This window comes from Acetomicrobium mobile (genome assembly GCF_937920065.1).
In genome coordinates this window covers 1-25,450 of the sequence record NZ_CALETC010000334.1, presented here as the reverse complement: position 1 = coordinate 25,450, position 25,450 = coordinate 1, and the positions used below count along the sequence as shown (strand labels likewise).

The following is a 25,450-nucleotide window of genomic DNA, read 5'->3' as shown; positions in this document are numbered from 1 at the left end:
GCAAACCTGGAGGTGTTGCAAATGCAGATAAAGATTACTTCAACAGCTTTTAAAGAAGGTGAATTCATCCCTTCCAAGTACACCTGTGACGGCAAAAATATAATGCCGCCTCTTAGTTGGCAGGGGATACCTCCTGAAACACAGAGCATAGTTTTGATCGTCGATGATCCGGACGCGCCAGGCGGGACGTTCACGCATGCCATTTTCTTTGATATCGATCCAAAAAAAGAAAGCTTAAGCGAAGGAGAAACGCCAGGAGTCGCAGGAATCAATGATTTTGGACGTCTAGGGTACGGAGGTCCTTGTCCGCCAAGAGGGCATGGCGTACACAGATATTACTTTAAAGTCTATGCTTTAGATATTCCGTCGTTGAAACTCAAAAGCGGAGCTAACAAGTCGGCAGTTGAAAAAGCTATGAAAGGGCACATACTGGCTTACGGAGAATTAGCGGGGAAATACGAAAGAATGTAAATCTAGTTAAGTAGATACACGAATCGTGCCTTATAAGTTTAAACAGCCTCTTTTTATACTTGCAAAGAGGCTGTTTAAGCATTTTTATTATATTCATGTGTTAATATGAAAACGTGCGTTTTTACTTGTATTTTTCATAAAGATATGATAAAATATGTACAAATGTTCTTATAGGAGTGATGTCCGGTGAGTGAGAAGTTGGTTGACATACGTGAAAAATTGGCTTCCCACATCGGAGCTCGCGTTAGATACCGGCAGTCAAAAGGAAGGCGAAAGGCAGAAGAGCACGAGGGTGTAATCATGGAGACCTATCCGAATATATTTACGCTATTCGTAAAAGCGCAGAACAGCACTGTTTCGTTCCGCTATGCTGATTTGTTAACGCGCGATGTAGAGCTAAAGTTTCTGCCCTCAGGGGAACAAATCGAGTTTTAAGGAAAGCTTTTTGTTTTCTTTCATGTCATTTCGACACAAAGACTAAAACCATTAAAGGCTAGGTAGAAGCCAAGCAACGCAAAATCAAAAAGAGCTCCTTTATATAAAGATATTATATAAAAAAGACCCCCAAGGCCTAGGTGGGGGTCTTTAATTATTTTTTTAGAGCGCCTATTTATTTGAGCACAATTAATTGGTACACTTTTTGTGCGATATTTGCAATGGATTCGGGTTAAGGTAAGACAAATTGATGAAACCCAGATCGGAGGTAAGAGTATATTGATTTACATCCCTAGTTACATAAAAATAAACCTGACCTTAAGAGTCTTTGTACCTAGAGAAGATGGGTATCACGAAATAGCAACTTTATTTCACAAGCTCGGTCCCGTTGAATGGTTAGGCGTTAAAAAGTTCAATGATCCTGCTCAAAAAGACGTGATTAATTCACACAACATCGTTATCTCAGGAACTAATATTATAAACAGGGCGATCGATTTTTTGAGGGAAAAGGGAATTAAATTACCTCCTATGGAATGTGATATCTGGAAAATTTTACCAATTGGCAGTGGGATAGGCGCGGGCAGCGGCAACGCAGCAGCGATGGTGGAATGGCTTTCCACGGTGCATGATATTGACCTTGACCCTTCAGAGCTTGCCTCTATAGGAGCCGACATTCCCTTCTTTTTATCAAAGTCAAAAACTGCACTAGCGACCGGTGTAGGCGAAAGGCTTAAACTGCTGGACCAGCTCACGGGTATATATGCCTTGTTAGCCATTCCTGACAAAAGTATTTCAACTGCAGAAGCTTATAGAAAACTCGATGAGGACCGGAAAAAGGGAAATATCAATATAGTCCCTGTTTCCCACGCAATCTACGAAGCCTTAAACATATACGGCAACCTCGAAAGACGAAAGAAAATAGGTCTTCTTCCTAACGATTTCATATCTATACTGAGAAAAGAAAGCGATTTTTACGATAAATTTTTCGATTTGTGCAATACTTTCAAAAGCAGCCTAGCTTGGAGCGTAAGCGGAAGCGGTTCTTCTGCCTTCTGCCTTTTTACAGATAAATATGAAGCACTTAAGGCACAAGAGGTTATGAGCTCGAAGCTGGTCGAAATAAGCAAAATATTTGTACTGGAGTGATTGGAAGTGAAAATCCCCAGGACAGAACGCATTGCAAGAATAATGTGGAGGTTGACCAAAAACCCCTTTCGATCATTCTCGCTGAGCGATATAGCCAAAGGTTTCAAAGTCTCAAAGACCGTCATAAGCGATGACATAGAGATAATATCAAAGGCAATGGAAGATGAAGGTCGCTGCAATATTGTCATCGACAGAGGAAGAGGTGGCGGAGCCTACCTGGTTCCCGTTTTTGACGAATCCGACAGGAGGAATTTTCTTGAATGTCTCGCCAACGAACTTTCGAAGGAAGAGAGGTTTTTGCCTGGCGGATTGATATACTATAGCGACATCATATTTAACCCATACTATACACAATGGTTAGGATGGGCCTTGGCATCGATGTTTGTTGATTCTGGTGCCGATGTGGTGATGACTACTGAGGTGAAAGGTATACCTATTGCCCTCTACGTGGCACAGGGCCTGGGACTTCCTTTAGCAGTATGTAGATTTAGAAACAGACCTAGTGATGGCCCTGCCGTGGCTTTACATTATCCTTCAGGAACAGGCGAAGTAAGGACTATGTATATGGGAACGCGCAATCTAAAAAAGGGGGCAAAGGTTTTAATCATCGATGACTTTATGCGAGGAGGTAGTACAATATCAGGTATGATAATGATGACTCGCGAATTTGAGGCTTCCGTGGTGGGAAAAGGTGTCTTTATCGCATCAGCTTTGCCAGAACAAAAGGCAATTTCTCAATACAAAGCTCTTTTGGTATTGGAAAAACGCGAAGGGAAGCCTCATGTGAGCGTTCTATGACAAAAAACATTTGACTAGAATGAAATTACTGATATAGTATGACAAAAAGAGAGGTGGAGGCAAATGAAAGTGGAACTAGACCAGGAGTTGTGTATAGGATGTGGGGTTTGCTCTCAAGTATGTCCGGAGGTCTTTGAGTTAGACGAAGATATGGGTAAAGCCAAGGTGATAAAGCAAAGCGGTGCAGATTGCGCGATGGAAGCGGCTGAAAGTTGCCCTGTTAGTTGCATTACTGTAGAAAAGTAGACGAATTTTTTTCGATAAAACGACTCTTACTACTTGCCCTAAAAGGAACTGGTAGTTATAATCATAAATGCCTAAAGGTCGGGCCCATAGCTCAACTGGTCAGAGCCACCGGCTCATAACCGGAAGGTTCCTGGTTCGAGTCCAGGTGGGCCCACCAAAGTAATCAAAGCCACCTTCGCGGTGGCTTTTTCTGTTAATTGCAACTAAGCGCGAGGAGATGTTTTTATGCATTATGCAGTAAAGGATGTCTTGACCAAAATAGACCGAATGGTCCCCTTCGATCTACAAGAGGAGTGGGACAATTCTGGTCTGATCCTTGGTGATCCACACTGCAAGGTCGAAAGCGTGGTTGTCGCGTTGGACTTGACCCTTGAAGTTATAGAAAAAGCGCACGAGCTCAAAGCAAATCTCGTAATCACTCATCATCCGCCAATTCTTTCTCCTATCAAGTGCTGGGATACCTCAAATTACGCTGAATCGCTATTTTACAAAGCTGCCCACGATAACTTGAACCTAATTGCGGTTCATACCAATTTAGATGTGTCCTATAACGGAATAAATGTTGCATTGGCCGAGGCAATTGAGATCACCGATTTTAAGCCCTTGTCTGAAGGCCCGGAGGAAGCCTTTGGGCTGGGAGCTTGGGGATATATGAAACGCGAGGTCTCTCGGGAAGAATTGGCAAAAATCTTGAACGCTGCCTGGCAAATTCCATGGATCGCATTTTACGGTGAAAAAAAACGGTTTAAGACTATTGCCTTGTGCGGTGGATCGGGCGGAAACCTGTGGATTAATGCTGCAAACTTTAACGTCGATCTATATATAACAGCTGACATGAAATATCATCAAATAGCCGAGGCGCAGCAACGCTTAAACATTGCTTTGGTAGATCATGGCCAAATGGAACGAAGCGGTTTATCCAAGTTCATCAAGGATCTGCAACAATCCCTTGAAATCCAGGTACATGATTTAACTGACATCAAAGTTTACAGTCCCCCGAGGATAATTTCCTTTGATTAAACTTTAGTCCATCGTTAAAATTGGACAATTATGTCTGGCCAAGGAAGCCACGGTTTCATTATAATAATTGTCAAAATAATCAATAAAAAATGAAAAAGTTCAGTCCTTACTTTGCGTGATATGTGTCGCAAGAATATTTAATATACATGTAAAAGCGTTGTTCACAGAAACACTTTAACATGTTCTATAAATGTGCTATTCGTATGATGGGGTGATATGATGAAAGAATGCGTGTTTAGCGGTATGCGACCCACTGGTAAATTGCACCTAGGACATTTGGCGGGGGCTTTGACAAACTGGCTAAAACTCCAGGATGAGTATGATTGCTATTACTGCATTGTTGATTGGCATGCTTTAATGTCCGAGTATATGAACAGTTCATCGATAAGGGACAACTGTAAGGAAATTTTGCTAGATTGGCTTGCCGTAGGACTTGATCCCAAAAAGGCCGTTATATTTCAGCAATCCCATGTAAGCGGACACGCCGAATTGCACCTTGCTTTATCAATGATTGCTCCTTTGGGCAGACTTGAAAGGAACCCAATTTACAAGGAGCAACTGGAAAATATTGCAGATAAAGATCTACAAACTTACGCCTTCCTGGGATATCCCGTTTTGATGGCTGCAGACATATTGCTATACAAGGCAACCAAGGTACCTGTGGGGGAAGACCAATCAATTCACATAGAGATAGCTAAGGAATTAGCACGACGCTTTAACAACACCTTTAAGGAAGTTTTTCCCGAGCCCGAAATCTTGCTCACGCCGACACCAAGGATTCCTGGCATCGATGGAAGAAAGATGAGCAAATCCTACAATAATGCCCTTTTCATCTCAGAAGACCTAGATGAAATGTGGGACAAAGTGAGAACTATGATGACAGACCCCGCAAGGATGAGGAGAACCGACCCGGGAGAGCCCGAAAAGTGCCCCGTATGGGAGCTGCATAAGGTATTTACCCTAGATGAAGAAAAAAAACAAGAACTCGCTCGCGAGTGTAGGGTAGCCGGCATCGGCTGCATAGATTGCAAAAAAGTCCTAATGGGATGGATTAAGGAAAAACTTGAGCCAATTCAAGAGCAAAGACGCTATTTTGAGGTCCACGGAGCAGAGATGATGGATATCTTACGAGATGGAGCAAAAAGGGCATCAATTGTCGCTTCTAAAACCATGGAAGAGGTAAAAACTGCGGTAGGCTTTGTCCTTTAAAATTATTAAACCCAAGCTCAAGGGACGCCCTTTTTGACTTTAAAAAGGGTAAAAGGAGGAGGAGAAGGGAAATCACGTGACTGTTAAGGTTGATTACGAGAATTTTTATGACACTTTGATTACCCTTATAAACTTGTTGGAAAGCAGACAAATAGAGGCTTCCCAAGTAAACGTCAGCGAGGTTATCAAAGTGTATGCAAGTTATTTGTTACGTTCAGAGAAGATGTCTTTGAGCGAAATAGCGGAATTTTTAACCAAGGCAGCCACTTTAGTGCTTTCTAAGGTTCGTGCTCTTTTTCCTCAAACTGCAGGCGAAATCGGCGAGGAAGACAAAGAAGAAGAAGTTACTTTAGACGCAAGCGGTACAACTTCCTCAATATCATTGCACCCCTTCAGAGTTGCAGCTATTTATTTAGAGATTCTGTCTTACAGAAGATCTAAACATTTCACCAGACAAGTTGAGGAGGTGCGGCCCCTTTACGAAGTGGGCGATCTTTATTTTTTGGCCTCTCTATGGTGGAGCTTGATAAATAAATTCAATTCTAAAACCAAACCTTCAGCACAAGATATGGTCAATTTACTGATAAAAGAAGACCCGGAGGAAACCATCGAAGCTCGCATAGAGGACATTAAAAATTCTTTGTCGAGACGCAAGGAATTAACGCTGCTCGAGTTGCTAAAAGACAAAACAGGTAAAAGTTTCGTTGTAAGCACAATCGTGGCATTGCTAGAACTTGCCCGGATTGGTATTATTTATTTAAATCAAAAGCAACAATTTGGGGATATTTATGTCAAACTCAAGGAATGAAATTAAAAAAGTTGCCAGGGAGATAGAAGCAATTTTATTTGTTTCAACAGAACCAGTAAAAACAGCAGAACTTGCAAACGCACTTTCGGTAGACCATGAAACGGTAGAAGAAACTATCCGCTGCATTAAAGATCATTACGACTTACATCACGGCATCACTCTGATCAATGTTGCCGGAGGTTGGCAAATGGCTACGGCAAGCGATCTTAGCGATGTCGTTGAAAACTATAACAGCTCCTACGGATATAAGTTGCGATTGAGCAAGGCAGCCATGGAAGCGCTTGCCATAATAGCTTACAAGCAACCCATCACGAGGACTGAAATAGAAGAAATTAGGGGAGTAAGAAGCGATAAGGTATTGGAAACCCTGCTGTCATCGGGTCTGATAAGGGTCGCCGGACGCAAAAAGGGCACAGGATTACCCTTGTTATACAGAACTACACAGGAGTTTTTAGAGGTCTTTGGCCTTAACTCGTTGAGCGAATTGCCAACGGAAGAAGAGTTAATGAATGAAGGAAATGTCACTTAAAGAAAATTCAAAAAACAGGAATGGCGCAAAGTACAACGAGTCTGTTAGACTAAATAAGTACTTGGCCATGTGTGGGTTGGGCTCCAGAAGAAAGGTCGAGAAACTGATCGCCGAAGGAAGGGTAAAAATAAATGGGCAGGTTGCGCCGGGACCGTGGGTTGCTATAAGCAGTGATACAAAAGTAGCAGTAGATGAGCGTACGGTGGTTCCCTTAAAAAAGGTCTACATAGCGATGAACAAGCCTCGTAACTACGTATGTGCCGTAACTGACGCCAGGTATAAGACGGTCTTGGATTTACTTCCTAAAGAATTAAGGGACTATCATCTCTTTCCCGTCGGCAGACTTGATAAAAATAGCACTGGGTTATTGATCCTTACAAATGATGGCGAATTCGCAAACAATTTGATACATCCGCGAAATAACATAACAAAGACATACGAAGTCGTTCTCGATAAGCCCATTGCCCAGAAAGACATAGTAAAGTGGGAAAAAGGACTTCGAATTGACAGGAAATTTATAAGGCCAAAAAGCGTCAAAACTCTCGCAGAAAATTGCTGCGAAGTGGAAATTTACGAGGGAGTAAAACGAGAAGTGCGGCGAATGGCAGAAATTTTGGGATACAAGGTAATTAAGCTGACAAGGACAAAAATAGGCAATCTTCAACTGAAAACTTTGAAGGAGGGATCCTTTTTAAAGCTGCAAAGAGAGGAATTATCGCTTATGATTCGCAACGGTGGCGTAATTTAATTCATCTTTTAAAAGCGTAGGAGGGCAGACTATGTCGATAGACGGAAGCCCAAAGGAAATAATAAAAAGGCGTATACTAAAAAGGGTGAAAGACATCCCGTCCTTGCCTCAATTTGTAATTTTAACGTTAAAAAAAATCGATGATGAAAGAAGTAGCGCCTCTGATGTTGCCAAATCACTTTCGAAGGATCAAGGATTAGTTGTTCGAGTTTTACGCTTGGCAAATTCTGCTTACTACGGCATCCCAAGAACCATTACGAGCGTGACGGAGGCCGTGGCTCTTCTTGGATTTAAGACATTAAGAAGTATAGTCCTAGCCGCTAGCATCTATCCCTATATGGCCGAATCACAGAAAGGTTACGCTCTGGATAAGGGCGAGCTATGGCGCCATTCCTTGGGTGTTGCCTATCTTTCACGTTATATAGGGGAAAAAGTGGGTGGCATCGATTTGGAAGAAGCGTATCTCGCCGGACTGCTACACGACATCGGAAAGATAGTCCTTAATGAGTACGTTCGTTACGGGTATTCCGTCATCAATAAGATGGTCGAGGAAAAATCCATTCCTTTTACTTACGCGGAAAGAGAAGTTTTAGGTTTCGATCACGCCGAGATAGGGGGCATGATCATAGATCAATGGGCACTACCTGAAATTTATTCCATGGTCGCCCGCTACCATCACACGCCAGAGCAGCTGCCTGAAGAAAAACAATCCTACAGGGCTATTGTTGACATAGTCCACGTAGCTAATGTAATGTGTCTTATCTTGGGCTTTGGGCTCGGCGCAGACGGATTACAACATAATATATCAGAAGAAGCATTAGAACGATTCAACTTAAAAGACGACATCGAGTCCTTGTTGTCTGAGGCCGTAAATATTTTGTATCAATTGGACGAAGAAATGAAAACAGAGGAGATCGTATGAGAAAATGTAAAATAATAACCATAGACGGTCCTGCGGGTTCAGGAAAAAGCAGTGTAGCCAAAAGGGTTGCTCAAGAATTGGGGTTTGTGCACCTTGATTCAGGGGCTATTTATAGAGCAGTTACCCTTTTTTTGTTGCAAAGAGGCGTTTCTCCCAGTGATGTCCCTAAAATTGAAGAATGCCTCAAGGATCTAGATCTCGAAGTCAAGGATCAACAAATATACGTTAACGGAGAAAACGTCACAGAGGCCATACGTTCCCCACAGGTAGATGAGATGGTCTCGCTTTATTCCGCCTTGCCTGTAATAAGAAGTAGTTTGCTTGCCCTTCAAAGAGAACTTCAAGATTGCCAAGACCTCATCGCCGAAGGAAGAGACATGGGAACGGTCGTATTTCCCGATGCCGATTTAAAAATTTTTTTGAAAGCAGACGCTAAAACAAGAGCTATAAGACGATGGAAAGAACTGATGGAGCGCGAAGTGGATATATCCTTTGATGACGTATATTATCAGATAATTCAACGGGATGAAAAAGACAGTAATAGGGAACTATCCCCGCTAATTCCCGCCGAAGATGCTATAATCTTAGATACAAGCGACTTAACCCTCGATGAGGTAGTTGAGAGGGTAATAAAGCTCGTAAAAGATCACATAGAACAGGTGAAGCGTTGTGACGCTTGAGCAAAATACAATTTTTTATGCCTTCTCCAAGGGTTTTTGCCGAGTCTTGCTGACCCTTTACAACAGGCTGCACATAAAAAATGTGCCGGCGTTGCCCGAAGGACGCCCCGTAATAGTGGCTTCAAATCACAACAGCAACTTAGATCCCGTAGTCGTTGGAGTAGCCTATCCGAGGAAATTGAAATATTTAGCAAAAGAAGAGTTGTTCAAGGTGCCTATTTTAAGTTACATCATAAGGCACTTGGGAGCAATTCCCGTCTCGAGGCAGGATGAACACAAAGCAGGCGTCATTTTAAGAACCTTACTTGAAATTTTGTCTCGAGGTGAAGATATCTTAATCTTTCCCGAGGGAAGCAGGTCATTCGACGGAAAGCTACAACCCATGGAGGGCGGCGTAGCTATGCTCGCGTCTCACGCAAAAGCTCCAATCTTGCCTGTGTGCGTAAAAGGTACGTTTGAGGCGATGCCTCGCGGCTCGTCCGTTCCAAAGCCCAAAAAAATAGAGGTCATTTTTGGAAGATTGATAGATCCTTTAGATTTACCCGATGACATGAAGGAAAAAGAAAAGCGTCTTTATGTATTGGATCAATTAGAACAACAAATGAAGGAGATGATGCTCAAGCTTGGTTAACGAAAAGAAGGCTGTGCTTATCTGCCTTGAAAGACAAGGCGCTGATGTAGATGTAGACTTACTCGCTGAGGAGTTAACCCTGCTTTTGGCCAATTTAGGTATTACAGTCGTGGGAAGGGTCGATCAGAAGCGAACCTCTCCCGATCCGGCAACATTCATAGGAAAGGGCAAGCTGTACGAAATGAAGGCTCTGATAAGCAATCTAGATGCTTCTTTGGTAGTGTGTAATGATTCTTTATTGCCGACTCAGCTGCACAACATACGCTCTATCCTCGAAGTAGAAGTGTGGGACAGGCCTTTTGTCATCATGAAAATATTCGAAGCAAGAGCTTATTCTGCTGAAGCTAAATTGCAAGTAGAGTTAGCTTTGTGTAAATATGAAATTCCACTTTTAAAGGGATTAGGACGTCAGATGTCTCAACCAGGAGGGGGCATAGGCACAAGGGGTCCGGGAGAGACGGAGTTTGAAAGACATCGGAGAAAATTGGAGCGAAGGGCCAAAACATTGCAGCACAAGCTCGAAAAGGTCCGTAAAAGTCGTTTTAATTCAAGAAAGAGACGTAAAAGAAACGATATTCCAACTATAGCGATTGTAGGATACACCAACAGCGGGAAATCGACTCTTCTTAGAGCTTTATGTCATGATGACGAGATCTATTGTGCTGATAAGCTATTCGCGACACTCGATCCCAAGATAAGAAGGGTAAAACTTCCAAGCGGCAAATTTGCCCTCTTTGCCGATACGGTGGGATTCATTCGAAAGCTTCCGATCGAACTTGTGGCGGCATTTAGAGCCACGCTTGAAGAAGTGAGCGAAGCAGACTTACTTTTGATCGTCATAGACCCGCTGGACAAGGATCCCCTGGAATCCCTAACGGTAGTAGAAGAGACATTAAATCAAATAGGAGCTGCCTGCATTCCTAGGATTATAGTCCTTAACAAAGTAGATATGATAGACAGCGGACAGCTAGAAGCTTTGTTGGAACGATTGGCGATGCGCTCTGGAAGCGAGGTCGTTCCTGTAAGTGCATTGAGGAAGTTCAACGTATCTTCATTACTTAAAAGGATTGAAAGCTCCTTGATGCAAATGGATTCTGCTTCAAGATCCCTTACAGATACCTTTAAATTAGCTTGAATTAAAATCAATAATCAGAGAAGATTAAACGACACGATAAATTCAATTTTTTAGATAAAATTGGGGGGAGCATCCGTGCTAATAAGCATGACAGGACACGGCAGCGCCAGCGACACCTTTGATTGGGGCATGGCACGTTTGGACATTTATAGTGTAAATTCAAGATACCAAAATATAGCCGTACGCTGCCCTAAGGAACTATATGCATTAGAGTACCCTATTAGAGAAGAGTTGAAAGATCGTTTCAAAAGGGGCAAGCTGACGGTTAGCCTTTACGCCTCATTTGCTCCTGACTTAAAAACTGCGAGAATTAACGGAGACGTCCTTGAAAACTATTTTGAGGAGTTAATGTCGATTCATGGCAGGCTTAAACTTCTCGAGGAAATACAGCTTGAAATCTTACTGGACCTGCCGGGCGTTTTAGAACAACCCGAGGTGTGCGTCTTCGACATTTACGACAAGGTCGTTGAAGACACCTTGTCTGTATTAAATGAAGCACTGTCTAAGTGGAACGAGATGAGAAGAATTGAGGGAGATCACATCGCTTCCTTCATCATCCAAACGATCGATAAATACGAAATTTTGATAGCAAACATCGAAAAAGAGTGGGATAATGCTTTTCACGATGAACTGGAAGAGCTAAAGCGCAAGATTAGCTTGCTTTTGCCTGGCAAAATTCAGGAAGATGAAACTTCCCACTTTGACGGAGTCGCCCTCTTGGCGGACAAATGGGACATAAAAGAAGAGATCACAAGGAGCAAATCTCATATAATAAAGTTTCGTGAGACCCTTAACTCTCCTTCTTCGGAGGGCAAAAAGTTAGACTTCTTGTTGCAAGAGATGTTGCGGGAAATCAACACAATAGCTTCTAAAGTAAAAAACGCGCAGATTCGCTGGTATGTAGTAGAAGGCAAATGTTTGCTTGAGCAAATTCGCGAGCATGTTCAAAACGTAGAATGAGAGTTGATAGAAATGCGCAAGCTAGTTCATGTAGGTTTTGGAAATGTCGTTGTAGCAAACAGGATAATAGCCATAATTCACCCCGATTCCTCTCCGGTAAAAAGACTTAGAGATGAAGCAAGGGAAAGAGGCCAATTAATCGATGCAACTCAGGGCAGGAAAACTCGAGCCGTTATATTAACCGATAGCAACCACGTAATACTTTCGGCCATACAACCTGAAACCATTGCTAGCCGTTTCGAAGGAACGGTTCAGACAGCTCCAAATTATGACCTGTAAAAAAGGGCGCCTGTTCGTCATATCCGGACCCAGCGGAGCAGGAAAGGGAACCATACGAAAGGAACTTTTTAAAAGGGTCCCCGATTTGGTATATTCTATATCCTGTACAACAAGATCTCCCAGAGAAGGTGAAACTGACGGCGTAGATTACTATTTCATAACTCCTGAGGAATTTGCCAAAAGACAACGCGAGGGAAACTTCCTGGAGTGGGCTGTGGTTCACGGCCATTATTACGGAACCCCCGAAAGCGAAGTAATAAAAAACTTGCAAGAGGGAAAAGACGTAATCCTGGAGTTGGATGTACAAGGAGCTATTAACGTAAAAAAGGCCTTTCCTGAGGCTATATTAATTTTCATACTACCTCCATCAGAGGAGGCACTAAAGCAGAGGCTTGTGTCTCGAGGGACAGAAAGTGAGGAATCCCTGAGAATACGCCTTGATAACGCAGCGCGAGAAATGAAGCTGGCAGACATTTACGATCATGCTATTATAAACGACGACGTCGAGCGAGCCGCGGAAGAGCTGGTAGATATCATTATGAGCTATAGGAAAGGAGAACGAGGAAAAATATGATATATGTAGACGTTGATCAAATAATGAGAAAGTATAATATTCCAAATAAATACGTTTTGACCATGATGATCGCAAAAAGAGCGAAGATTTTGAGCGAGGATACCGCAAAGCGCTTGTTTGGAGGAGATGAAGACAAACCCATCACTGCAGCAATCGAGGAAATCAAAAATGGAAAAATTTTGTTTAAGCCAAGGACCAAAAAACTGTAACTGATTTATAAAATTAATAAAAGGATCGATGTCCATGTTGGAATGGAAGTCTAACCGAAGGATCCTAATCGGTATATCCGGGGGTATATCGGCCTACAAGATCCCCGAAATAATCAGGGCCATTAGAAAAAACGGCAATGATGTGGAAGTGATTTTGACGCAATCTGCCACCTCTTTCATCACGCCTCTTACGATATCTACTTTGACAGGCAGAAGGGCATGGCTGGAAGAAGATTTCCTAAGCAACGAGCGTGGCTGGGAAATACCTCATATCTCGCTTGCCGATTGGGCTGAAGCTTTTTTGATCGCTCCAGCCACCGCCAATGTGATTAGACGTGCTGCCCTCGGCGAGGCGGAAACTTTATTGGGAACTGCCATGCTTGCGACAAGAGCTCCTGTCGTTTTGTTTCCAGCCATGAACGTCCACATGTGGGAACATCCTGCTACACAGCAACACGTAGAGATCGCACGCACGCTTGGCTATACGGTCATTTCTCCAGAAGAAGGAGAGCTTGCTTGCGGATATGAGGGCAAGGGCAGATTGCCCAAGAATGAAATAATACTCGAAGTCCTGTGGAAGGTTTTATCGCCGAAAAAGGATTTGGCCGGCAAAAAAATCTTAGTCACCGCAGGTCCGACGCGGGAATTTATGGACCCCGTGAGATTTTTAAGCAATCCAAGCTCGGGAAAAATGGGCTTTGCCATAGCCAAAACGGCTTGGTATCGCGGTGGCGAAGTTACGTTGATAAAAGGACCTACCTGTATAGAGCCGCCTTACGGCTTAAGAGTAGTAAATGTGACGACGGCCGAAGAGATGTATGACGCCGTATTAAAGGAAAGCGAAAAAACTGACATAATAGTCAAGGCTGCAGCTGTTGGAGACTATAAATTTGCTACAACTTCTGAGCAAAAAATAAAGCGAGAGGGCAAGGATCGCATTCAGGTAACCCTGGAGGAAAACCCCGATATAGCCGCAGAAGTAGGAAAAAGAAAAAGAGAAGACCAAATTTTGGTCGGTTTCGCAGCAGAATCCAACGAACTAATCGAAAACGCAATCTCTAAATTAAACAGAAAAAATATGGACATGATAGTGGCAAACGATATAACAGCTAAGGGAAGCGGCTTTGAGTCTGATACAAATTCGGTCGCCATTATATGCAAAAATGGGCACATGACCAGGATCGAAGGCACGAAGGAGGAAGTAGCCTGGCGTTTGTGGGACGTCATAGAAATGAAGTTCCTGGCTAAAGAAGATGTACGTTGACGTAGTGTTACCGGGCATATGGTGGCACCCTTTGACTTATGCTGTTTCTGAACCTGTAGAAGCAGGCTGTCGAGTGGTAGTTCCAATGGGCCCTCGTCACGGAAAAAGGGTAGGGTTTGTTTTAGCTACAAAAGAAAACATAGAAGACGAAGCAGACTACGAGATCAAAGAAATCATAAAGGTATTGGATCAAACTTCTGTGCTCAGCTGGGAGCTATGGAGTTTAAGTGAATGGGTATCTCGTCAATATCTCTGCAGTCAAGGCGAAATTTTAAAGTTAATGTGTCCGTCATCAATAACAAAGGGGTGCGAAGTCACCGATATTAGTCCTTCACCGCAAAAGCCCGCACATAGTTTTTACAGTGAAGAATGTATCTATGAAATCGACGATGAAGAAAGGTACAAACGATACATCGATACAATTGAGAATGTTGGAAGTGGATTAATTTTATTCCCGGAGGAAGCGGTGGCCAAGTCCTTTTGGGACCGCCTTCCAAAGGAAATACAAGAAAGGGCACTTTTATGGCCTTCCGGCGGAGGCAAAAAAACCTTCGATGCCTGGCTAAGGGCAAGGCGCAAGGAAGTGTCCCTAGTCATAGGATCTGTAGGTGCATTATTTGCTCCACTGGCCCCCATAGAACTTGTTCTGATCGAGGAAGAGGCCAGTTATTCCTACACTTTTGTGAGATATCCTTATCTGTCATTACGTCACATCGCAGCAAAAAGAGCCCAAATGTGGGGATCAAGGCTAATCTTTGGCGGACGAATTCCTTCATCCAGGTTGTATCTTTTAAAAAGACCCCAATTGAAACGAAACGTAAGAGACCAGATTCAATTTGCTAACATCAGAACTTCGACAAAGCCGATCCTGCCTAGAATAATCCCGGAGCTTCCCATAAGTTCTATGCTTTTAAAAAATTCCCTGGAAGTAATAAACCGCGGAGAAGTTGTGATATGGATTTTAGATCGCAAGGGATATGCCGGAGAAATTTCGTGCGAAGAATGCGGCTGGACAATGACATGTCCCGAATGCGGTAGCTTTTGCAGGATAAGCCAAGGCGAGACGATGTGCTTTTTTTGTGGAAGAAAATCAGAAATACCCACGGTTTGTCCTTCATGCATGTCGAGACTTTTGGTGGGAAGGCGACCTGGCATCGAAGCGCTTTATGAGATTGCCCGCGCTCTTGTTGGAGACGCAGCACCAACATGTAAGTGGTATAAGGAAAAAAGCGGCAAAAAGCTTAGGGCTTCGATGTTAAAAGAGCTCGAACACGGCGGAATAATAGTTGGCTCAAGACTGTCTTTATCTTTCTGCGATGACTGTCCTGTTGGATTGGTAGGGTGGATAGATGCCGATGCTGAAGCTAGAAGGCCACAGTATGACGCTCGCTTTGCAGCATTTAGCATGATATGGGAGTCCCGTTTTAGAGGTAAAAATACCGATAAAAGAAAGGTAATCGTTCAATCAAGAAGACCCTATCGAGGATGGCAGAAGGGGTTACGGCTCGGTTGGCAATTATTCTGGGACGAAGAGCTTAAAGAAAGGTACGAATTAAATTTCCCACCCTTCAACTTGCTCATTGAAATGACCGGTCCCTCAAAAGTTATCGAAGAAGTCTTTTCCCTGCTTGACAAATCAGGGTTTGCCGTGTATAAGCCAATAGCTGACGAAGCTCAATTATGGATCAAAACAAAAGAAATCAAGGTGCTCAGGGAGCTTTTGGAGCCTTATTTTCATATCTCTCGATCAAAAATTGGGTTTCCCAAGGCGAGAATTTGGAGAGATTAAAACGGTGAAGGGAAAATGGGTAAAAAGGGCAACGTAGTTGCAATAATAGGAAGAACAAATGTGGGCAAATCCACGCTCTTTAACAGAATAATACAAAAACGATTGGCGATAGTTGACGATACACCAGGCGTAACGAGGGACAGAATTTACGCTCAAGTTGAATGGGCTGGTAAGACTTTTTACCTCGTGGACACCGGTGGCTATTCGATCGAAGGAGAACCCCTCTTCGAGATGATGAGCAGACAAATCGATCAAGCAATAGAGGAAGCGAACGTCATTATCTTCGTAATAGATGGAAGAGAGGGCGTTTTGCCCCAAGACGAAAAGATTGCCGAGATTCTTCGTCGAAAAAATTGTAATGTCGTCGTGGCTGTCAATAAAATCGACGAACCCTTGCACGACCACCTTGTGTATGAAGCTTACAGCTTGGGATTTAAGGAAGTAATAGGTGTAAGTGCAGAACACAACAGAAATATATCGGACTTGTTGGATGCCGTGACGGCTTACATTGAAGACGAAGACACAACAGAGCAGGATGAAACAGCGATTAAAATCGCCATAGTTGGAAGGCCAAACGTAGGAAAATCAAGCATATTTAACGCGCTCATAGGAGAAGAAAGGGCCATGGTCACCGATATTCCAGGGACCACCAGAGATTCAATCGATACGGCCATAATCTTTGAAGGGAAGAAATATGTCCTAATTGACACGGCGGGATTAAAAAGAAAGAGCAGGCTCAAAGATGACATCGAATTTTATTCGCTTTTACGGGCAGAACGTTCCATTGACAGGGCAGATGTTGCCTTACTCGTTTTGGACGTCACTGAAGTCATTACAGAGCAAGACAAACGCATAGCAGGTCTGGTTTTCGAAAAGGGCAAGGGGCTTATCGTCGCCTTAAATAAATGGGACCTCTTGCCGGAAGGGCAACCTCGTCTGGGAGACGACATAATAAGATACGTCAAAGAACAACTATACTTTACGAACGATGCACCTATCATCACGACCTCTGCCGTTTCCAAAAAAAACTTGCATAAAATTTTTAACATTTGCGACGATGTCTATAATGGCTGGCAGACCAGAATCCCAACCTCCGCCTTGAATAAAATTATTCGCGACATCCTATCCTTTCAACGACTACCCTCAGACGGCAAGGGGAGATTTTTAAATATCTACTATGTAACTCAAGTAGGATCGGCACCGCCGACATTTGTTTTTTTCGTAAATGACCGAAATATCGTAGATAAACCCTTCGAGCGCAAAATTATAAATGAAATTGTAAAAATTGGTCGCTTCAAGGGCGTCCCAATAAGGGTTTTTTGGAGAAATAGACGTAAAACGGCTTGACCGCTGGGTTTAAACCATCGATAATTGTCGAAGTAGGCTAGATTTATAAATTCGAGGAGGTGCGAAAAATGACGAAAAGTGATATCGTAAACGAAGTCGCAAAGGCCACAGGTTTAACCAAAAAGGATGCAGCCAGCGCCGTTGATGCTTTTGTCAAGTGTGTCGTCGAGGCTCTTTCAAAGGGAGAGGAAGTTCAGATAATGGGATTTGGGACCTTTGAGGTTCGCAACAGAGCTGCCAGAAAAGGCCGGAATCCCCAGAATCCCGAGGAAGTCATCGACATACCTGCAAAAAAGGTTCCTGCTTTTAGGGCAGGGAAGATGTTGAAGGAAGCTGTAAATAAGTAGTCTTATTTTGTTGATAACGTTTTCGAATGACCCTGTTTGCCTATTGATAGTTCTTGAAAATAAGGCCAAAGAATGATAGAATTTTATTACAATGGGCATTGGGTGCAAGGTTTAGGAGAGTGGGCAAATCCCACTCTTCTTTTTTTAAAAAGCGGCATTCAGTATTAATCAATTTTCGGAGGAAGATCTGCTATGCCGGGAATAAAGGATGAAATGTCAAAAATCGAGGACGAAATAAAAAATTTAGTAGAAAAATTGGGATACGACTTCGTGGGAATGGAACTGGTTCACGAACACGGCAGAATGATTTTAAGGATCTACATAAACACCGCCGGAGGAATTAATATAAAAGATTGCGAAATAGTATCCCGAAGAGTGGGCAAATTACTCGATGCCAAGGAAGAACTCTTTGGCGGGAGATATTACCTGGAGGTCAGTTCTCCAGGCTTAGATGCTCCTTTATTTTACTTAAAGGATTACAAAAATTATAAGGGCAAAACGGTTCGCATTAAAACACACGATCCAATAGGATCGCGCAGAAACTTTAAGGGTAAGATCGTTGATGTATTAAGTAATAATGATATACAGCTACTTCTTGAAGATGATACATATATATTGATTCCCTTTAAAAATATATCTAAGGCACGCTTAGTGCCAGAAAACAATGACGATAAGTGATCGTCTTTAATGAGGGAGATGAAAGTAGTGGAATTAGGACGAGATTTTATTCGAGCTTTAAAGCAAATAGAAGCGGACAAAGGATTACCTTTGGAAGTGATAATCTCTAGCATCGAGGCTGCATTGGTCTCGGCTTACAAAAAATATAAAGGCACCAATTCGAACGTCGAGATAGAACTCGACTCAGAAAATGGAATTATAAAAATATACGAGATGATGGAAGTCGTCGATACTGTAAGAAACCCGGCGTATGAGATTTCCCTGGAAGAAGCGAGGTCATTGGGCTATGACGTCGATCCGGGAGATATAATCAAAATAGAAGTTTCGCCTCGCGATTTTGGCAGGATTGCAGCTCAAACGGCAAGACAAGTCATCATGCAACGACTTAAAGACGCTGAACGTCAAGTCATATATAACGACTTTTCTGCAAAAATCGGCGAAATCGTAATCGGAGAGCCGTTCAAGGACGAGGAGGGCCAAGTTCTAATTCGAATAGGCAGTAAAGTTGATGCCATACTTCCTCGCGAAGAGCGAATTCCCACTGAAACCTATCGTCCCGGACAGAGAATGAAGTTTTACGTCCTGGATGTGCGCAAGACCTCGAGGGGACCACGCATAGTGTTGTCGCGATCGCATCCTGGGCTCTTAAAGAATTTATTGGAAATAGAAGTGCCAGAGATAAAAGAAGGGGTCATCGAGATCAAAAGCATTGCCAGGGAAGCCGGCGTTAGAAGCAAAATCGCTGTTACCACACTTGACCCAAACGTAGATCCAGTTGGAGCATGTATCGGAGCAAGGGGAAGTAGAATTAAAGCTATCAGCGATGAGCTTGCAGGCGAGCGAATTGATGTTATTATTTGGAGTAGTGACCCAATGACGTATATAAAAAATGCCCTATCACCTGCAAAAGTGGTCAAAGTTGAACCAAGGCTTGACGAGGATAAGGCGGTAAACGTTTACGTTAGGCCGGATCAGCTGTCTCTGGCCATCGGGAAGGGAGGCCAAAATGTAAGGCTGGCGGCAAAGCTCACTGGCTGGAAAATAGATATTCATGTCATGGAACCTGACCGCCTTCCGACTCTTCAAGATCTATTCGAGGATATAGTGAAGGGGGAATTACCCAAAGAATGGGAGATAAAAGAATGAAGAAAAGGAGACGTCCTCGAACTTGCGTAGCTTGCAAAACAGCAAGGCCAAAAACAGAGCTCATCAGAGTGGTAAGATCCCCCGATGGTCGTGTTTATGTCGATCTCACCGGCAGGGGACAGGGAAGGGGGGCTTACATCTGTAGTGCCCGCAACTGCATCGAACTGGCAAAAAAGAAAAACTTGATTTCTCGGGCTCTAAAGGTGGATGTTCCTTTTGAAATCTACGAAGAGTTGTTGCAAAAGCATGAAGAGTTGTTGCAAAAGATAGACAATATTGGAAATGCCAACCAATGATTTTCCAAAGGGGGAATGGCATTTGGGAAAAAGGAAATTAAGGATATATGAATTGGCAAAAATGCTAGACATCAGCAGTAAAGACCTCTTACAAATATTACAAGATCTAGGGGTGGAGGCTAAAAGTCACATGAGCTCCATTGATATGGATACTGCACAAATAATCGAGGAAACATTACGAGAGGAAAAGGAAACAAAACCAAGCAAGCCGGATGTAGAAGCCGTTGCAGTCAAGGAAGCCATAGAGATAAAGGAAGGTTCGACGGTTGAAGTAATAGCAAACCGCCTCGGCAAACCTGCAATGACAATGGTCAAAGAGCTGATAGCAGCAGGCTTTATGGTGCCAGCTAACGCAATTGTAGACGAAAAAATTGCAAACATCATAAGCGAGGTATATAACGTGGACGTAAAGATATCTCCAGCAGACTTAGAAAAAGATATAGAAAAAGACATGGAAAGAAAGGAAGAAGAAATAAAGGCTAAACCGGTCGAAGTGGCGCGACAAACAAAGCCCAGGAAGCTATTGCCTCGACCTCCCATAGTAACCGTGATGGGACACGTCGACCACGGCAAGACTACGCTCTTGGACTACATAAGAGAGACGAACGTTACAGCAAGGGAAGCTGGAGGAATAACGCAGCACATGGGTGCCTCTGTGGTGGAGCATGATGGCAAGAAAATCGTATTTTTGGACACGCCTGGACACGAAGCTTTTACATCGATGAGGGCAAGGGGTGCTAAAGTCACAGACATAGTGGTTTTGATCGTGGCTGCCGATGATGGGGTAATGCCTCAAACTATAGAGGCGTTAAATCATGCTAGAGCAGCAAACACCCCGATAATTGTGGCCATAAACAAGATCGATAAACCCGCCGCAAAACCAGACCGGGTGAGACAGCAACTCGCGGATTTAGGCCTGATTCCAGAAAATTGGGGCGGAGACACGATCATGGTAGACATATCCGCTAAAACCGGGCAAAACGTGGATCAGCTCTTAGAAATGATACTTTTAGTCGCTGAAATGCACGAACTTACGGCAGATTACGATGCAAATCCCGAGGGAGTCGTCATAGAAGCTGAATTGGACAAAGGTAAAGGAGCAGTGGCTACCGTCATAGTTCAGCAGGGAACCCTAAGAAGAGGGGATGTCTTGCTTTTTGAGACCACTTGGGGTCGAGTAAGGGCAATGATCGATCATTTGGGACGTAACGTCAACGAAGTCACTCCAAGCATGCCCGCGGAAATTTTAGGTTTGGAAGACGTACCACAACCAGGAGAGCGATTTGTAAAGGTAGAGGATGAGAAAATAGCCCGCGAAGCCGTAGAGCAATATCTAGAAAAGAAAAGACACCAAGAAATGCAAACCGCAAAAAGGGCGTCTTTTGAAGAACTATTCGAACAGATGAAAAAGGGAGAAAAACCTACCTTAAGGCTCATATTGAAATCAGACGTACAAGGGACTTTAGAAGCAATTAAATCATCGTTGTTGCGACTTTCTGTTGAGGAAGTTGGAATTGAGATAATCCATGAAGGCGTAGGAGGAATAACAGAGTCTGACACAATGCTCGCTGACGCATCAAACGCCATCATAGTTGGCTTTAACGTTCGTCCAGACAGCAACGCGAGAAGATTGGCAGAGCAAAAGGGAATAGAAATCAGGCTCTATCGGACTATTTACGATCTCTTAGATGACGTGAAAGCGGCGGTTGAAGGAATGCTTGCCCCAAGGTTAAAAGAACAAATCCTTGGAGAAGCTGAGATAAGGGCTGTATTTAAAGTACCTAAGGTGGGACAAGTGGCCGGATGCTATGTGCGAGAAGGCATCATAAGGCGCAACGCCAAGGCTCGAGTCATCAGAGACGGGATCGTCGTATGGGAAGGCCCGTTATTGAGCTTAAAACGATTTAAGGACGATGTACGAGAAGTAAGCGCCGGTTATGAGTGCGGAATTGGTTTGGCCGGATTCCAAGACTTGAAAGAAGGAGACATACTAGAAGCTTATGAAATAGTAGAAGAAAAACGACATTTAAGTGATGTTTCATGATAGGCATGCCCAAAATATTTTTAGCGACAATACTGATGACTTTAAGGATACCTTCAGCAGGGAGCCTAAAAGACAGGCGTCATGTCGTAAAATCTTTGATTGATCTTTTGAGAAAAAGGCTAAACGTCTCGGTGACCGATCTAGGCCCGGACAATACTTGGGATTTGGCTTACATTGCCGTAGCATCGGTAACATCTTCCGCTAAGGAGGCTGAAGCCATGCTCGATGCGGTGGAACGCCATGTTCTTTTAGCTGAAGCCAAGAATGGCTTCGAGGTAATCAGTTTCGATCGAGAGGTTGAATGCTATGGACAGGTTGAGAGTTGAACGAGTTAACAAGGAAATAATGAGAGGGATCTCTGAGTTTTTATTGAATAATACTAAGGATCCAGCTCTAAAAAAAGTCGTCATCACTGAGGTAAGATGCACTAACGATCTGAGTTTGGCCAAGGTATATTTCACCTCTATCGATAAATCTGAACTCGAAGAAATCAGCAAGTCTTTGGATAATCTATCAGGAGCTTTAAGCGGAATCATTTGTAGGCAAATGAGGTTGAGGTTCGCTCCGAAACTCCTTTTTGTATTTGACGATAGCGAAGAGCGTGCCCAAAGGATCGAGGCCCTCCTGAACAAAATAGCACAGGGGAATGTTGGGAACAAAGAAGATGATAAGTGATTCGGCCATGAGCAATTCACCTTCACTAAAAGATATTGCTGAAGCTATAACAAAAAAAGACACCTGGGCCATTTTTGTTCATGAAAGGCCCGATGGAGATGCAATAGGATCGGGAAGCGCCTTTTATTGCTGGGGCACGGAGATTGGGAAGAAATGTTTTTGGGGAGGAACTCATCCGGTACCAAGGGTATATGAATTCCTCCCCCACGTTGATGTATATCAGGTGCTCGAAAACATCCCCTACGATTTAAAGAGCCCTGATTCTGCCATAATAGTCCTGGATACGAGCAATTTAGAAAGGTGCGTTGCCGGCCTTGACGACAATAACTTAACGCTCATAGTCAATATCGATCATCATATGGATAATCAAATGTTCGGCCATCTCAACTATGTAGATCCCACCTCTTCGGCAACCGCTGAGATAATATGGGATTTATTTAAAGAAAGCTGGCAACCCATCTCTAGAGATGCGCTGTTAGGAATTTATACCGGCATCGTTACCGACACGGGACATTTTACTTACTCCAATACCACGCCAAAGACACATACGATAGCACACGATGTTTTGAGTGCAGGCATAAATCCAGAAAACATATTCAGGCACATATATGCAAATAGAAGACTATCAGGCTTAAGGCTATGGGGACTTGCCTTCATGCGCGCCTTTTCGTTGTCAGACGGCAAAGCAGTCGTCAGTTGGATCAAGCTCGAGGACTTTGAAAAACTAAACGCCGATCCTTACGATGCTGAAGGGATAGTAAATCAACTTTTGTACGTCAAGGGAGCCACCATCAGTGCTTTACTTACAGAAGGAGAAGATGAAGTACGCATAAGCTTTAGATCTGTCACCGGCATATCCGTAAGGGAGTTGGCTCAAAAATGGGACGGAGGAGGGCACCCACAAGCAGCAGCCTGCAAGCTCTCCCTACCACTGGAACGGGCTTTAGACTTGGTTTCACAAGAGCTTGAGGAATACTCAAAAAATGTCTAAGGCGGGTTTTATTTTAATTAACAAGCCTAAAGGGATAAGCAGCGCCACCTGTGTAAATATCCTCCGCAAAAAGATCGGACGCCGAATCAAGGTCGGACATGCCGGGACTTTAGACATACCGGCATGCGGTTTATTGGTTTTACTCGTAGGAAAGCTAACGCGAACGTCTTCCTACATCATGGAGTTACCCAAAAGATACATTGCAACCATAAAACTCGGCGAGCAAACCGATACCGATGACGCAAGCGGAGAGGTTCAAAACCAGACCGATTGGAAACACGTGAAGGAAGAAGACGTGGATTCAGCTTTGATAAGTTTTCTGGGGCATAGGTTTCAGGTCCCGCCCAATGTCTCCGCTGTATCGATAAGTGGACGGCGGGCATATGACCTCGCCAGGGAGAAAAAATCCTTTGATATACCACCTAAAATCGTATTTATTCAAAGCGTTAAAAGGATAAGCCCCATCACCAAGGAAGGTAAATTAGTACTAGAAGTGGTTTGTTCAAAAGGAACATACATGAGAAGTTTGGCGCGCGATCTCGGCATTACATTAGGTTGCTATGCTCATGTAGCCTTTTTAGAGCGCACCGATATTGGTCCTTTTAAACTGAAAAATGCAATCCCACTTGGTTTTATAGAGAAACTTTCAAGGGAAGAACTGCTAGAGAAGATACTCCCGCCTCAGGAGCTTTTAAAGGGCTTTTGTACTTGCAAGGCGAGCGAGCTTGACGAAGAAACTTTAACAAGAGGCCAAAAACTTTTTCACGTACCGCCAATTAAATGGTGGGGAATTCTCGAGCCGTCGAAAGTTTTTGTGGTCGAGGGCAAGAAATTAATATCCTTTTGCGATATCGAGTGGCGCAAATCAGGTTGTATAATTCAACCTGTTACAAACATTACACTTTAATTTCTTTCGATTCACGATAGAGGTGGTCTAAGGTGATCTTAGTCTTGGGTTCATTTGACGGATTTCACAAAGGACATCAAGCCTTATTTGACGTGGCAAAGGACGCCTCAAACAGGATGGGCCTTCCTTGGGGAGTGTTGACCTTTGTTCCGCATCCTCAAATCATTTTGGGAAATAGGCAATTTGTTCCTCTTTTCACCGACATCGAGAGGGATTACATTGCCTCCTTTTTAAAAATACCTAAAGTTTTAAAAATACCCTTTAATGAAATAAAAGATCTATCACCCGCCGACTTTATTGAAGAGCTAGAAAACCGTTATAAAGCAAGGGGAATCATCGTGGGAGAAAACTTCAAATTCGGCAAAAACCGCACGGGCGATGCTAAATTCCTTAAAAGTTACCTGGCAAAAAAAGGTTGGTTTTTCGCTTCAATTCCTCCTTTGAAAGTAGATGGCACTATTGTGAGCAGCTCTTTGGTCAGAAGGCTCACAAAAAAGGGACACATGCCTGAGACTGAAAAGATGTTGGGATACCCTTACTTTATTATTTCTAAAGTGATAGAAGGCGAGCATAGAGGGCGAAAATTGGGATTTCCTACGGCAAATCTGCTTTTATCAGAGCCTAAGCTCTTTCCACCTCTGGGCGTTTATGCGACAGCGACGTTAGCTCAAGAGCGATGGTGGTGTGGAGCTTTAAATATAGGATACAGTCCAACTTTCGAAAAAGGAGAGGAAATCCGCACCGAGGTATACTTAGACGGGTTTGAAGGCGATCTTTACGGCGAAATGATTATCGTACTTTTTTTAGCACATATCCGGGAAGAGAGGAAATTTGAATCAGCACAGGCACTCATCGCGCAAATGAAAGATGACATAGAGCGAGTAAAAGAAATCTACCGCAGATGGTTTTATGAACATGAATCCTTACTGGTTGCATTGGACGAACATTGGAGAAGCCATGAGTCTTACCTGAAGGTACTGTATTCCACTCAACGTTTTTGACAATATTAGCTCTACTTATGTTTGATCATGTTCGACCCATAGTATTACGCTTTTTGGAGCGTCAGACTACCAAATTCTTGCCTTCGCAAGCTTGAGCTCCTTAAGAAATTCGTTTTCTTCCATAATGTCAACCCGACATTTCGTGAAAAACGCGTTTTTAGGAGC

The 25,450-nt window shown here is 43.3% G+C and carries 31 protein-coding genes and 1 tRNA gene; all 32 read left to right on the top strand.

All coding sequences use genetic code 11. The annotated features are described in order from the left end of the window. The first annotated feature begins 21 nt into the window (after nt 1-21). The 32 genes from Q7P41_RS12525 to ribF all read left to right on the top strand — a co-directional run bounded on the left by Q7P41_RS12525 (nt 22) and on the right by ribF (nt 25,285). Complete coding sequence (locus tag Q7P41_RS12525) at nt 22-471, top strand: YbhB/YbcL family Raf kinase inhibitor-like protein (protein ID WP_303884710.1); 450 nt, start codon at nt 22-24, stop codon at nt 469-471. 186 nt (nt 472-657) lie between these two features. Then, entirely contained in the window at nt 658-906 is a 249-nt protein-coding gene (locus tag Q7P41_RS12520; RefSeq protein ID WP_303884708.1) for a Veg family protein, read from the top strand. A 279-nt stretch (nt 907-1,185) separates the two neighbouring features. After that, nucleotides 1,186-2,052, top strand: coding sequence for a 4-(cytidine 5'-diphospho)-2-C-methyl-D-erythritol kinase (locus Q7P41_RS12515; protein WP_303884707.1), 867 nt, complete (start codon nt 1,186-1,188; stop codon nt 2,050-2,052). Nucleotides 2,053-2,058: 6 nt separating this feature from the next. Next, the gene (locus tag Q7P41_RS12510) at nt 2,059-2,850 is read left to right on the top strand and encodes a phosphoribosyltransferase family protein (protein ID WP_303884706.1); all 792 of its coding nucleotides are present in this window, start codon (nt 2,059-2,061) and stop codon (nt 2,848-2,850) included. Between the two features lie 63 nt (nt 2,851-2,913). Continuing rightward, nucleotides 2,914-3,096 (top strand): ferredoxin, encoded by a 183-nt coding sequence (locus Q7P41_RS12505; protein ID WP_303884705.1) that lies wholly within the window; start codon nt 2,914-2,916, stop codon nt 3,094-3,096. A gap of 80 nt (nt 3,097-3,176) precedes the next feature. Continuing rightward, nucleotides 3,177-3,253 (top strand) — tRNA-Ile (locus Q7P41_RS12500). Nucleotides 3,254-3,321: 68 nt separating this feature from the next. Next, entirely contained in the window at nt 3,322-4,116 is a 795-nt protein-coding gene (locus Q7P41_RS12495; protein WP_303884704.1) for a Nif3-like dinuclear metal center hexameric protein, read from the top strand. A 219-nt stretch (nt 4,117-4,335) separates the two neighbouring features. Then, nucleotides 4,336-5,325, top strand: a complete 990-nt coding sequence (gene trpS, locus Q7P41_RS12490; RefSeq protein WP_303884730.1) for a tryptophan--tRNA ligase — start codon at nt 4,336-4,338, stop codon at nt 5,323-5,325. Nucleotides 5,326-5,401: 76 nt separating this feature from the next. Next, a complete protein-coding gene (locus tag Q7P41_RS12485) occupies nt 5,402-6,133 on the top strand; it encodes a ScpA family protein (protein ID WP_303884702.1) in 732 nt (243 codons plus the stop codon). After that, a complete protein-coding gene (gene scpB, locus Q7P41_RS12480; protein WP_303884700.1) occupies nt 6,114-6,662 on the top strand; it encodes an SMC-Scp complex subunit ScpB in 549 nt (182 codons plus the stop codon). The genes Q7P41_RS12485 and scpB overlap by 20 nt, the downstream gene beginning before the upstream one ends. Next, complete coding sequence (locus tag Q7P41_RS12475) at nt 6,643-7,410, top strand: pseudouridine synthase (RefSeq protein WP_303884699.1); 768 nt, start codon at nt 6,643-6,645, stop codon at nt 7,408-7,410. Before scpB ends, Q7P41_RS12475 begins: the two co-directional genes overlap by 20 nt. 31 nt (nt 7,411-7,441) lie before the next feature. Next, nucleotides 7,442-8,332 (top strand): HDOD domain-containing protein, encoded by an 891-nt coding sequence (locus Q7P41_RS12470; RefSeq protein WP_303884697.1) that lies wholly within the window; start codon nt 7,442-7,444, stop codon nt 8,330-8,332. Continuing rightward, on the top strand, nt 8,329-9,012 hold the full coding sequence (gene cmk, locus Q7P41_RS12465) for a (d)CMP kinase (RefSeq protein ID WP_303884696.1): 684 nt from the start codon (nt 8,329-8,331) through the stop codon (nt 9,010-9,012). The genes Q7P41_RS12470 and cmk overlap by 4 nt, the downstream gene beginning before the upstream one ends. Continuing rightward, on the top strand, nt 9,002-9,643 hold the full coding sequence (locus Q7P41_RS12460; RefSeq protein ID WP_303884695.1) for a 1-acyl-sn-glycerol-3-phosphate acyltransferase: 642 nt from the start codon (nt 9,002-9,004) through the stop codon (nt 9,641-9,643). The genes cmk and Q7P41_RS12460 overlap by 11 nt, the downstream gene beginning before the upstream one ends. Beyond that, nucleotides 9,636-10,778: a GTPase HflX gene (gene hflX, locus Q7P41_RS12455; RefSeq protein ID WP_303884692.1), complete on the top strand. Its 1,143-nt coding sequence runs from the start codon at nt 9,636-9,638 to the stop codon at nt 10,776-10,778. Before Q7P41_RS12460 ends, hflX begins: the two co-directional genes overlap by 8 nt. A 75-nt stretch (nt 10,779-10,853) precedes the next feature. Next, the gene (locus tag Q7P41_RS12450; protein ID WP_303884691.1) at nt 10,854-11,738 is read left to right on the top strand and encodes a YicC/YloC family endoribonuclease; all 885 of its coding nucleotides are present in this window, start codon (nt 10,854-10,856) and stop codon (nt 11,736-11,738) included. Between the two features lie 12 nt (nt 11,739-11,750). Further along, nucleotides 11,751-12,017: a DUF370 domain-containing protein gene (locus Q7P41_RS12445; RefSeq protein WP_303884690.1), complete on the top strand. Its 267-nt coding sequence runs from the start codon at nt 11,751-11,753 to the stop codon at nt 12,015-12,017. After that, the gene (gmk, locus tag Q7P41_RS12440) at nt 12,007-12,591 is read left to right on the top strand and encodes a guanylate kinase (RefSeq protein WP_303884689.1); all 585 of its coding nucleotides are present in this window, start codon (nt 12,007-12,009) and stop codon (nt 12,589-12,591) included. The genes Q7P41_RS12445 and gmk overlap by 11 nt, the downstream gene beginning before the upstream one ends. After that, nucleotides 12,588-12,800, top strand: coding sequence for a DNA-directed RNA polymerase subunit omega (rpoZ, locus tag Q7P41_RS12435; protein ID WP_303884688.1), 213 nt, complete (start codon nt 12,588-12,590; stop codon nt 12,798-12,800). Before gmk ends, rpoZ begins: the two co-directional genes overlap by 4 nt. Before the next feature lie 34 nt (nt 12,801-12,834). Continuing rightward, on the top strand, nt 12,835-14,064 hold the full coding sequence (gene coaBC, locus Q7P41_RS12430; RefSeq protein ID WP_303884687.1) for a bifunctional phosphopantothenoylcysteine decarboxylase/phosphopantothenate--cysteine ligase CoaBC: 1,230 nt from the start codon (nt 12,835-12,837) through the stop codon (nt 14,062-14,064). Further along, nucleotides 14,054-15,853 (top strand): prephenate dehydrogenase, encoded by a 1,800-nt coding sequence (locus Q7P41_RS12425; RefSeq protein ID WP_303884686.1) that lies wholly within the window; start codon nt 14,054-14,056, stop codon nt 15,851-15,853. The genes coaBC and Q7P41_RS12425 overlap by 11 nt, the downstream gene beginning before the upstream one ends. 15 nt (nt 15,854-15,868) lie before the next feature. Further along, a complete protein-coding gene (gene der, locus Q7P41_RS12420) occupies nt 15,869-17,200 on the top strand; it encodes a ribosome biogenesis GTPase Der (protein ID WP_303884683.1) in 1,332 nt (443 codons plus the stop codon). A 68-nt stretch (nt 17,201-17,268) separates the two neighbouring features. After that, on the top strand, nt 17,269-17,547 hold the full coding sequence (locus Q7P41_RS12415; RefSeq protein ID WP_303884681.1) for an HU family DNA-binding protein: 279 nt from the start codon (nt 17,269-17,271) through the stop codon (nt 17,545-17,547). A gap of 192 nt (nt 17,548-17,739) precedes the next feature. Continuing rightward, complete coding sequence (rimP, locus tag Q7P41_RS12410; RefSeq protein WP_303884680.1) at nt 17,740-18,225, top strand: ribosome maturation factor RimP; 486 nt, start codon at nt 17,740-17,742, stop codon at nt 18,223-18,225. A gap of 27 nt (nt 18,226-18,252) precedes the next feature. Beyond that, nucleotides 18,253-19,371, top strand: coding sequence for a transcription termination factor NusA (gene nusA / locus Q7P41_RS12405; RefSeq protein ID WP_303884678.1), 1,119 nt, complete (start codon nt 18,253-18,255; stop codon nt 19,369-19,371). Next, nucleotides 19,368-19,667, top strand: a complete 300-nt coding sequence (gene rnpM, locus Q7P41_RS12400; protein ID WP_303884677.1) for an RNase P modulator RnpM — start codon at nt 19,368-19,370, stop codon at nt 19,665-19,667. The genes nusA and rnpM overlap by 4 nt, the downstream gene beginning before the upstream one ends. 22 nt (nt 19,668-19,689) lie before the next feature. Further along, complete coding sequence (gene infB, locus Q7P41_RS12395) at nt 19,690-21,711, top strand: translation initiation factor IF-2 (RefSeq protein WP_303884675.1); 2,022 nt, start codon at nt 19,690-19,692, stop codon at nt 21,709-21,711. A 5-nt stretch (nt 21,712-21,716) separates the two neighbouring features. Then, entirely contained in the window at nt 21,717-22,037 is a 321-nt protein-coding gene (locus Q7P41_RS12390) for a DUF503 domain-containing protein (RefSeq protein WP_303884674.1), read from the top strand. Further along, the gene (gene rbfA, locus Q7P41_RS12385; RefSeq protein WP_303884672.1) at nt 22,018-22,386 is read left to right on the top strand and encodes a 30S ribosome-binding factor RbfA; all 369 of its coding nucleotides are present in this window, start codon (nt 22,018-22,020) and stop codon (nt 22,384-22,386) included. The genes Q7P41_RS12390 and rbfA overlap by 20 nt, the downstream gene beginning before the upstream one ends. After that, the gene (locus Q7P41_RS12380) at nt 22,358-23,377 is read left to right on the top strand and encodes a bifunctional oligoribonuclease/PAP phosphatase NrnA (RefSeq protein ID WP_303884671.1); all 1,020 of its coding nucleotides are present in this window, start codon (nt 22,358-22,360) and stop codon (nt 23,375-23,377) included. Before rbfA ends, Q7P41_RS12380 begins: the two co-directional genes overlap by 29 nt. After that, nucleotides 23,370-24,284, top strand: a complete 915-nt coding sequence (gene truB / locus Q7P41_RS12375; protein ID WP_303884669.1) for a tRNA pseudouridine(55) synthase TruB — start codon at nt 23,370-23,372, stop codon at nt 24,282-24,284. Before Q7P41_RS12380 ends, truB begins: the two co-directional genes overlap by 8 nt. 32 nt (nt 24,285-24,316) lie before the next feature. Then, on the top strand, nt 24,317-25,285 hold the full coding sequence (gene ribF / locus Q7P41_RS12370; protein WP_303884667.1) for a riboflavin biosynthesis protein RibF: 969 nt from the start codon (nt 24,317-24,319) through the stop codon (nt 25,283-25,285). Nucleotides 25,286-25,450: the final 165 nt, after the last annotated feature.

Excerpts from the sequence above, each read along its gene's own strand:
- rbfA (WP_303884672.1), top strand. The coding sequence starts at position 22,018 with ATGGACAGGTTGAGAGTTGAACGAGTTAACAAGGAAATAATGAGAGGG.
- gmk (WP_303884689.1), top strand. The coding sequence starts at position 12,007 with ATGACCTGTAAAAAAGGGCGCCTGTTCGTCATATCCGGACCCAGCGGA.
- trpS (WP_303884730.1), top strand. The coding sequence starts at position 4,336 with ATGAAAGAATGCGTGTTTAGCGGTATGCGACCCACTGGTAAATTGCAC.
- Q7P41_RS12505 (WP_303884705.1), top strand. The coding sequence starts at position 2,914 with ATGAAAGTGGAACTAGACCAGGAGTTGTGTATAGGATGTGGGGTTTGC.
- Q7P41_RS12495 (WP_303884704.1), top strand. The coding sequence starts at position 3,322 with ATGCATTATGCAGTAAAGGATGTCTTGACCAAAATAGACCGAATGGTC.
- Q7P41_RS12425 (WP_303884686.1), top strand. The coding sequence starts at position 14,054 with ATGTACGTTGACGTAGTGTTACCGGGCATATGGTGGCACCCTTTGACT.
- Q7P41_RS12415 (WP_303884681.1), top strand. The coding sequence starts at position 17,269 with ATGACGAAAAGTGATATCGTAAACGAAGTCGCAAAGGCCACAGGTTTA.
- Q7P41_RS12380 (WP_303884671.1), top strand. The coding sequence starts at position 22,358 with ATGTTGGGAACAAAGAAGATGATAAGTGATTCGGCCATGAGCAATTCA.
- coaBC (WP_303884687.1), top strand. The coding sequence starts at position 12,835 with ATGTTGGAATGGAAGTCTAACCGAAGGATCCTAATCGGTATATCCGGG.
- Q7P41_RS12445 (WP_303884690.1), top strand. The coding sequence starts at position 11,751 with ATGCGCAAGCTAGTTCATGTAGGTTTTGGAAATGTCGTTGTAGCAAAC.
- cmk (WP_303884696.1), top strand. The coding sequence starts at position 8,329 with ATGAGAAAATGTAAAATAATAACCATAGACGGTCCTGCGGGTTCAGGA.
- Q7P41_RS12475 (WP_303884699.1), top strand. The coding sequence starts at position 6,643 with ATGAAGGAAATGTCACTTAAAGAAAATTCAAAAAACAGGAATGGCGCA.
- Q7P41_RS12525 (WP_303884710.1), top strand. The coding sequence starts at position 22 with ATGCAGATAAAGATTACTTCAACAGCTTTTAAAGAAGGTGAATTCATC.
- Q7P41_RS12390 (WP_303884674.1), top strand. The coding sequence starts at position 21,717 with ATGCCCAAAATATTTTTAGCGACAATACTGATGACTTTAAGGATACCT.
- Q7P41_RS12470 (WP_303884697.1), top strand. The coding sequence starts at position 7,442 with ATGTCGATAGACGGAAGCCCAAAGGAAATAATAAAAAGGCGTATACTA.
- rpoZ (WP_303884688.1), top strand. The coding sequence starts at position 12,588 with ATGATATATGTAGACGTTGATCAAATAATGAGAAAGTATAATATTCCA.
- rimP (WP_303884680.1), top strand. The coding sequence starts at position 17,740 with ATGCCGGGAATAAAGGATGAAATGTCAAAAATCGAGGACGAAATAAAA.
- scpB (WP_303884700.1), top strand. The coding sequence starts at position 6,114 with ATGTCAAACTCAAGGAATGAAATTAAAAAAGTTGCCAGGGAGATAGAA.
- rnpM (WP_303884677.1), top strand. The coding sequence starts at position 19,368 with ATGAAGAAAAGGAGACGTCCTCGAACTTGCGTAGCTTGCAAAACAGCA.
- der (WP_303884683.1), top strand. The coding sequence starts at position 15,869 with ATGGGTAAAAAGGGCAACGTAGTTGCAATAATAGGAAGAACAAATGTG.
- truB (WP_303884669.1), top strand. The coding sequence starts at position 23,370 with ATGTCTAAGGCGGGTTTTATTTTAATTAACAAGCCTAAAGGGATAAGC.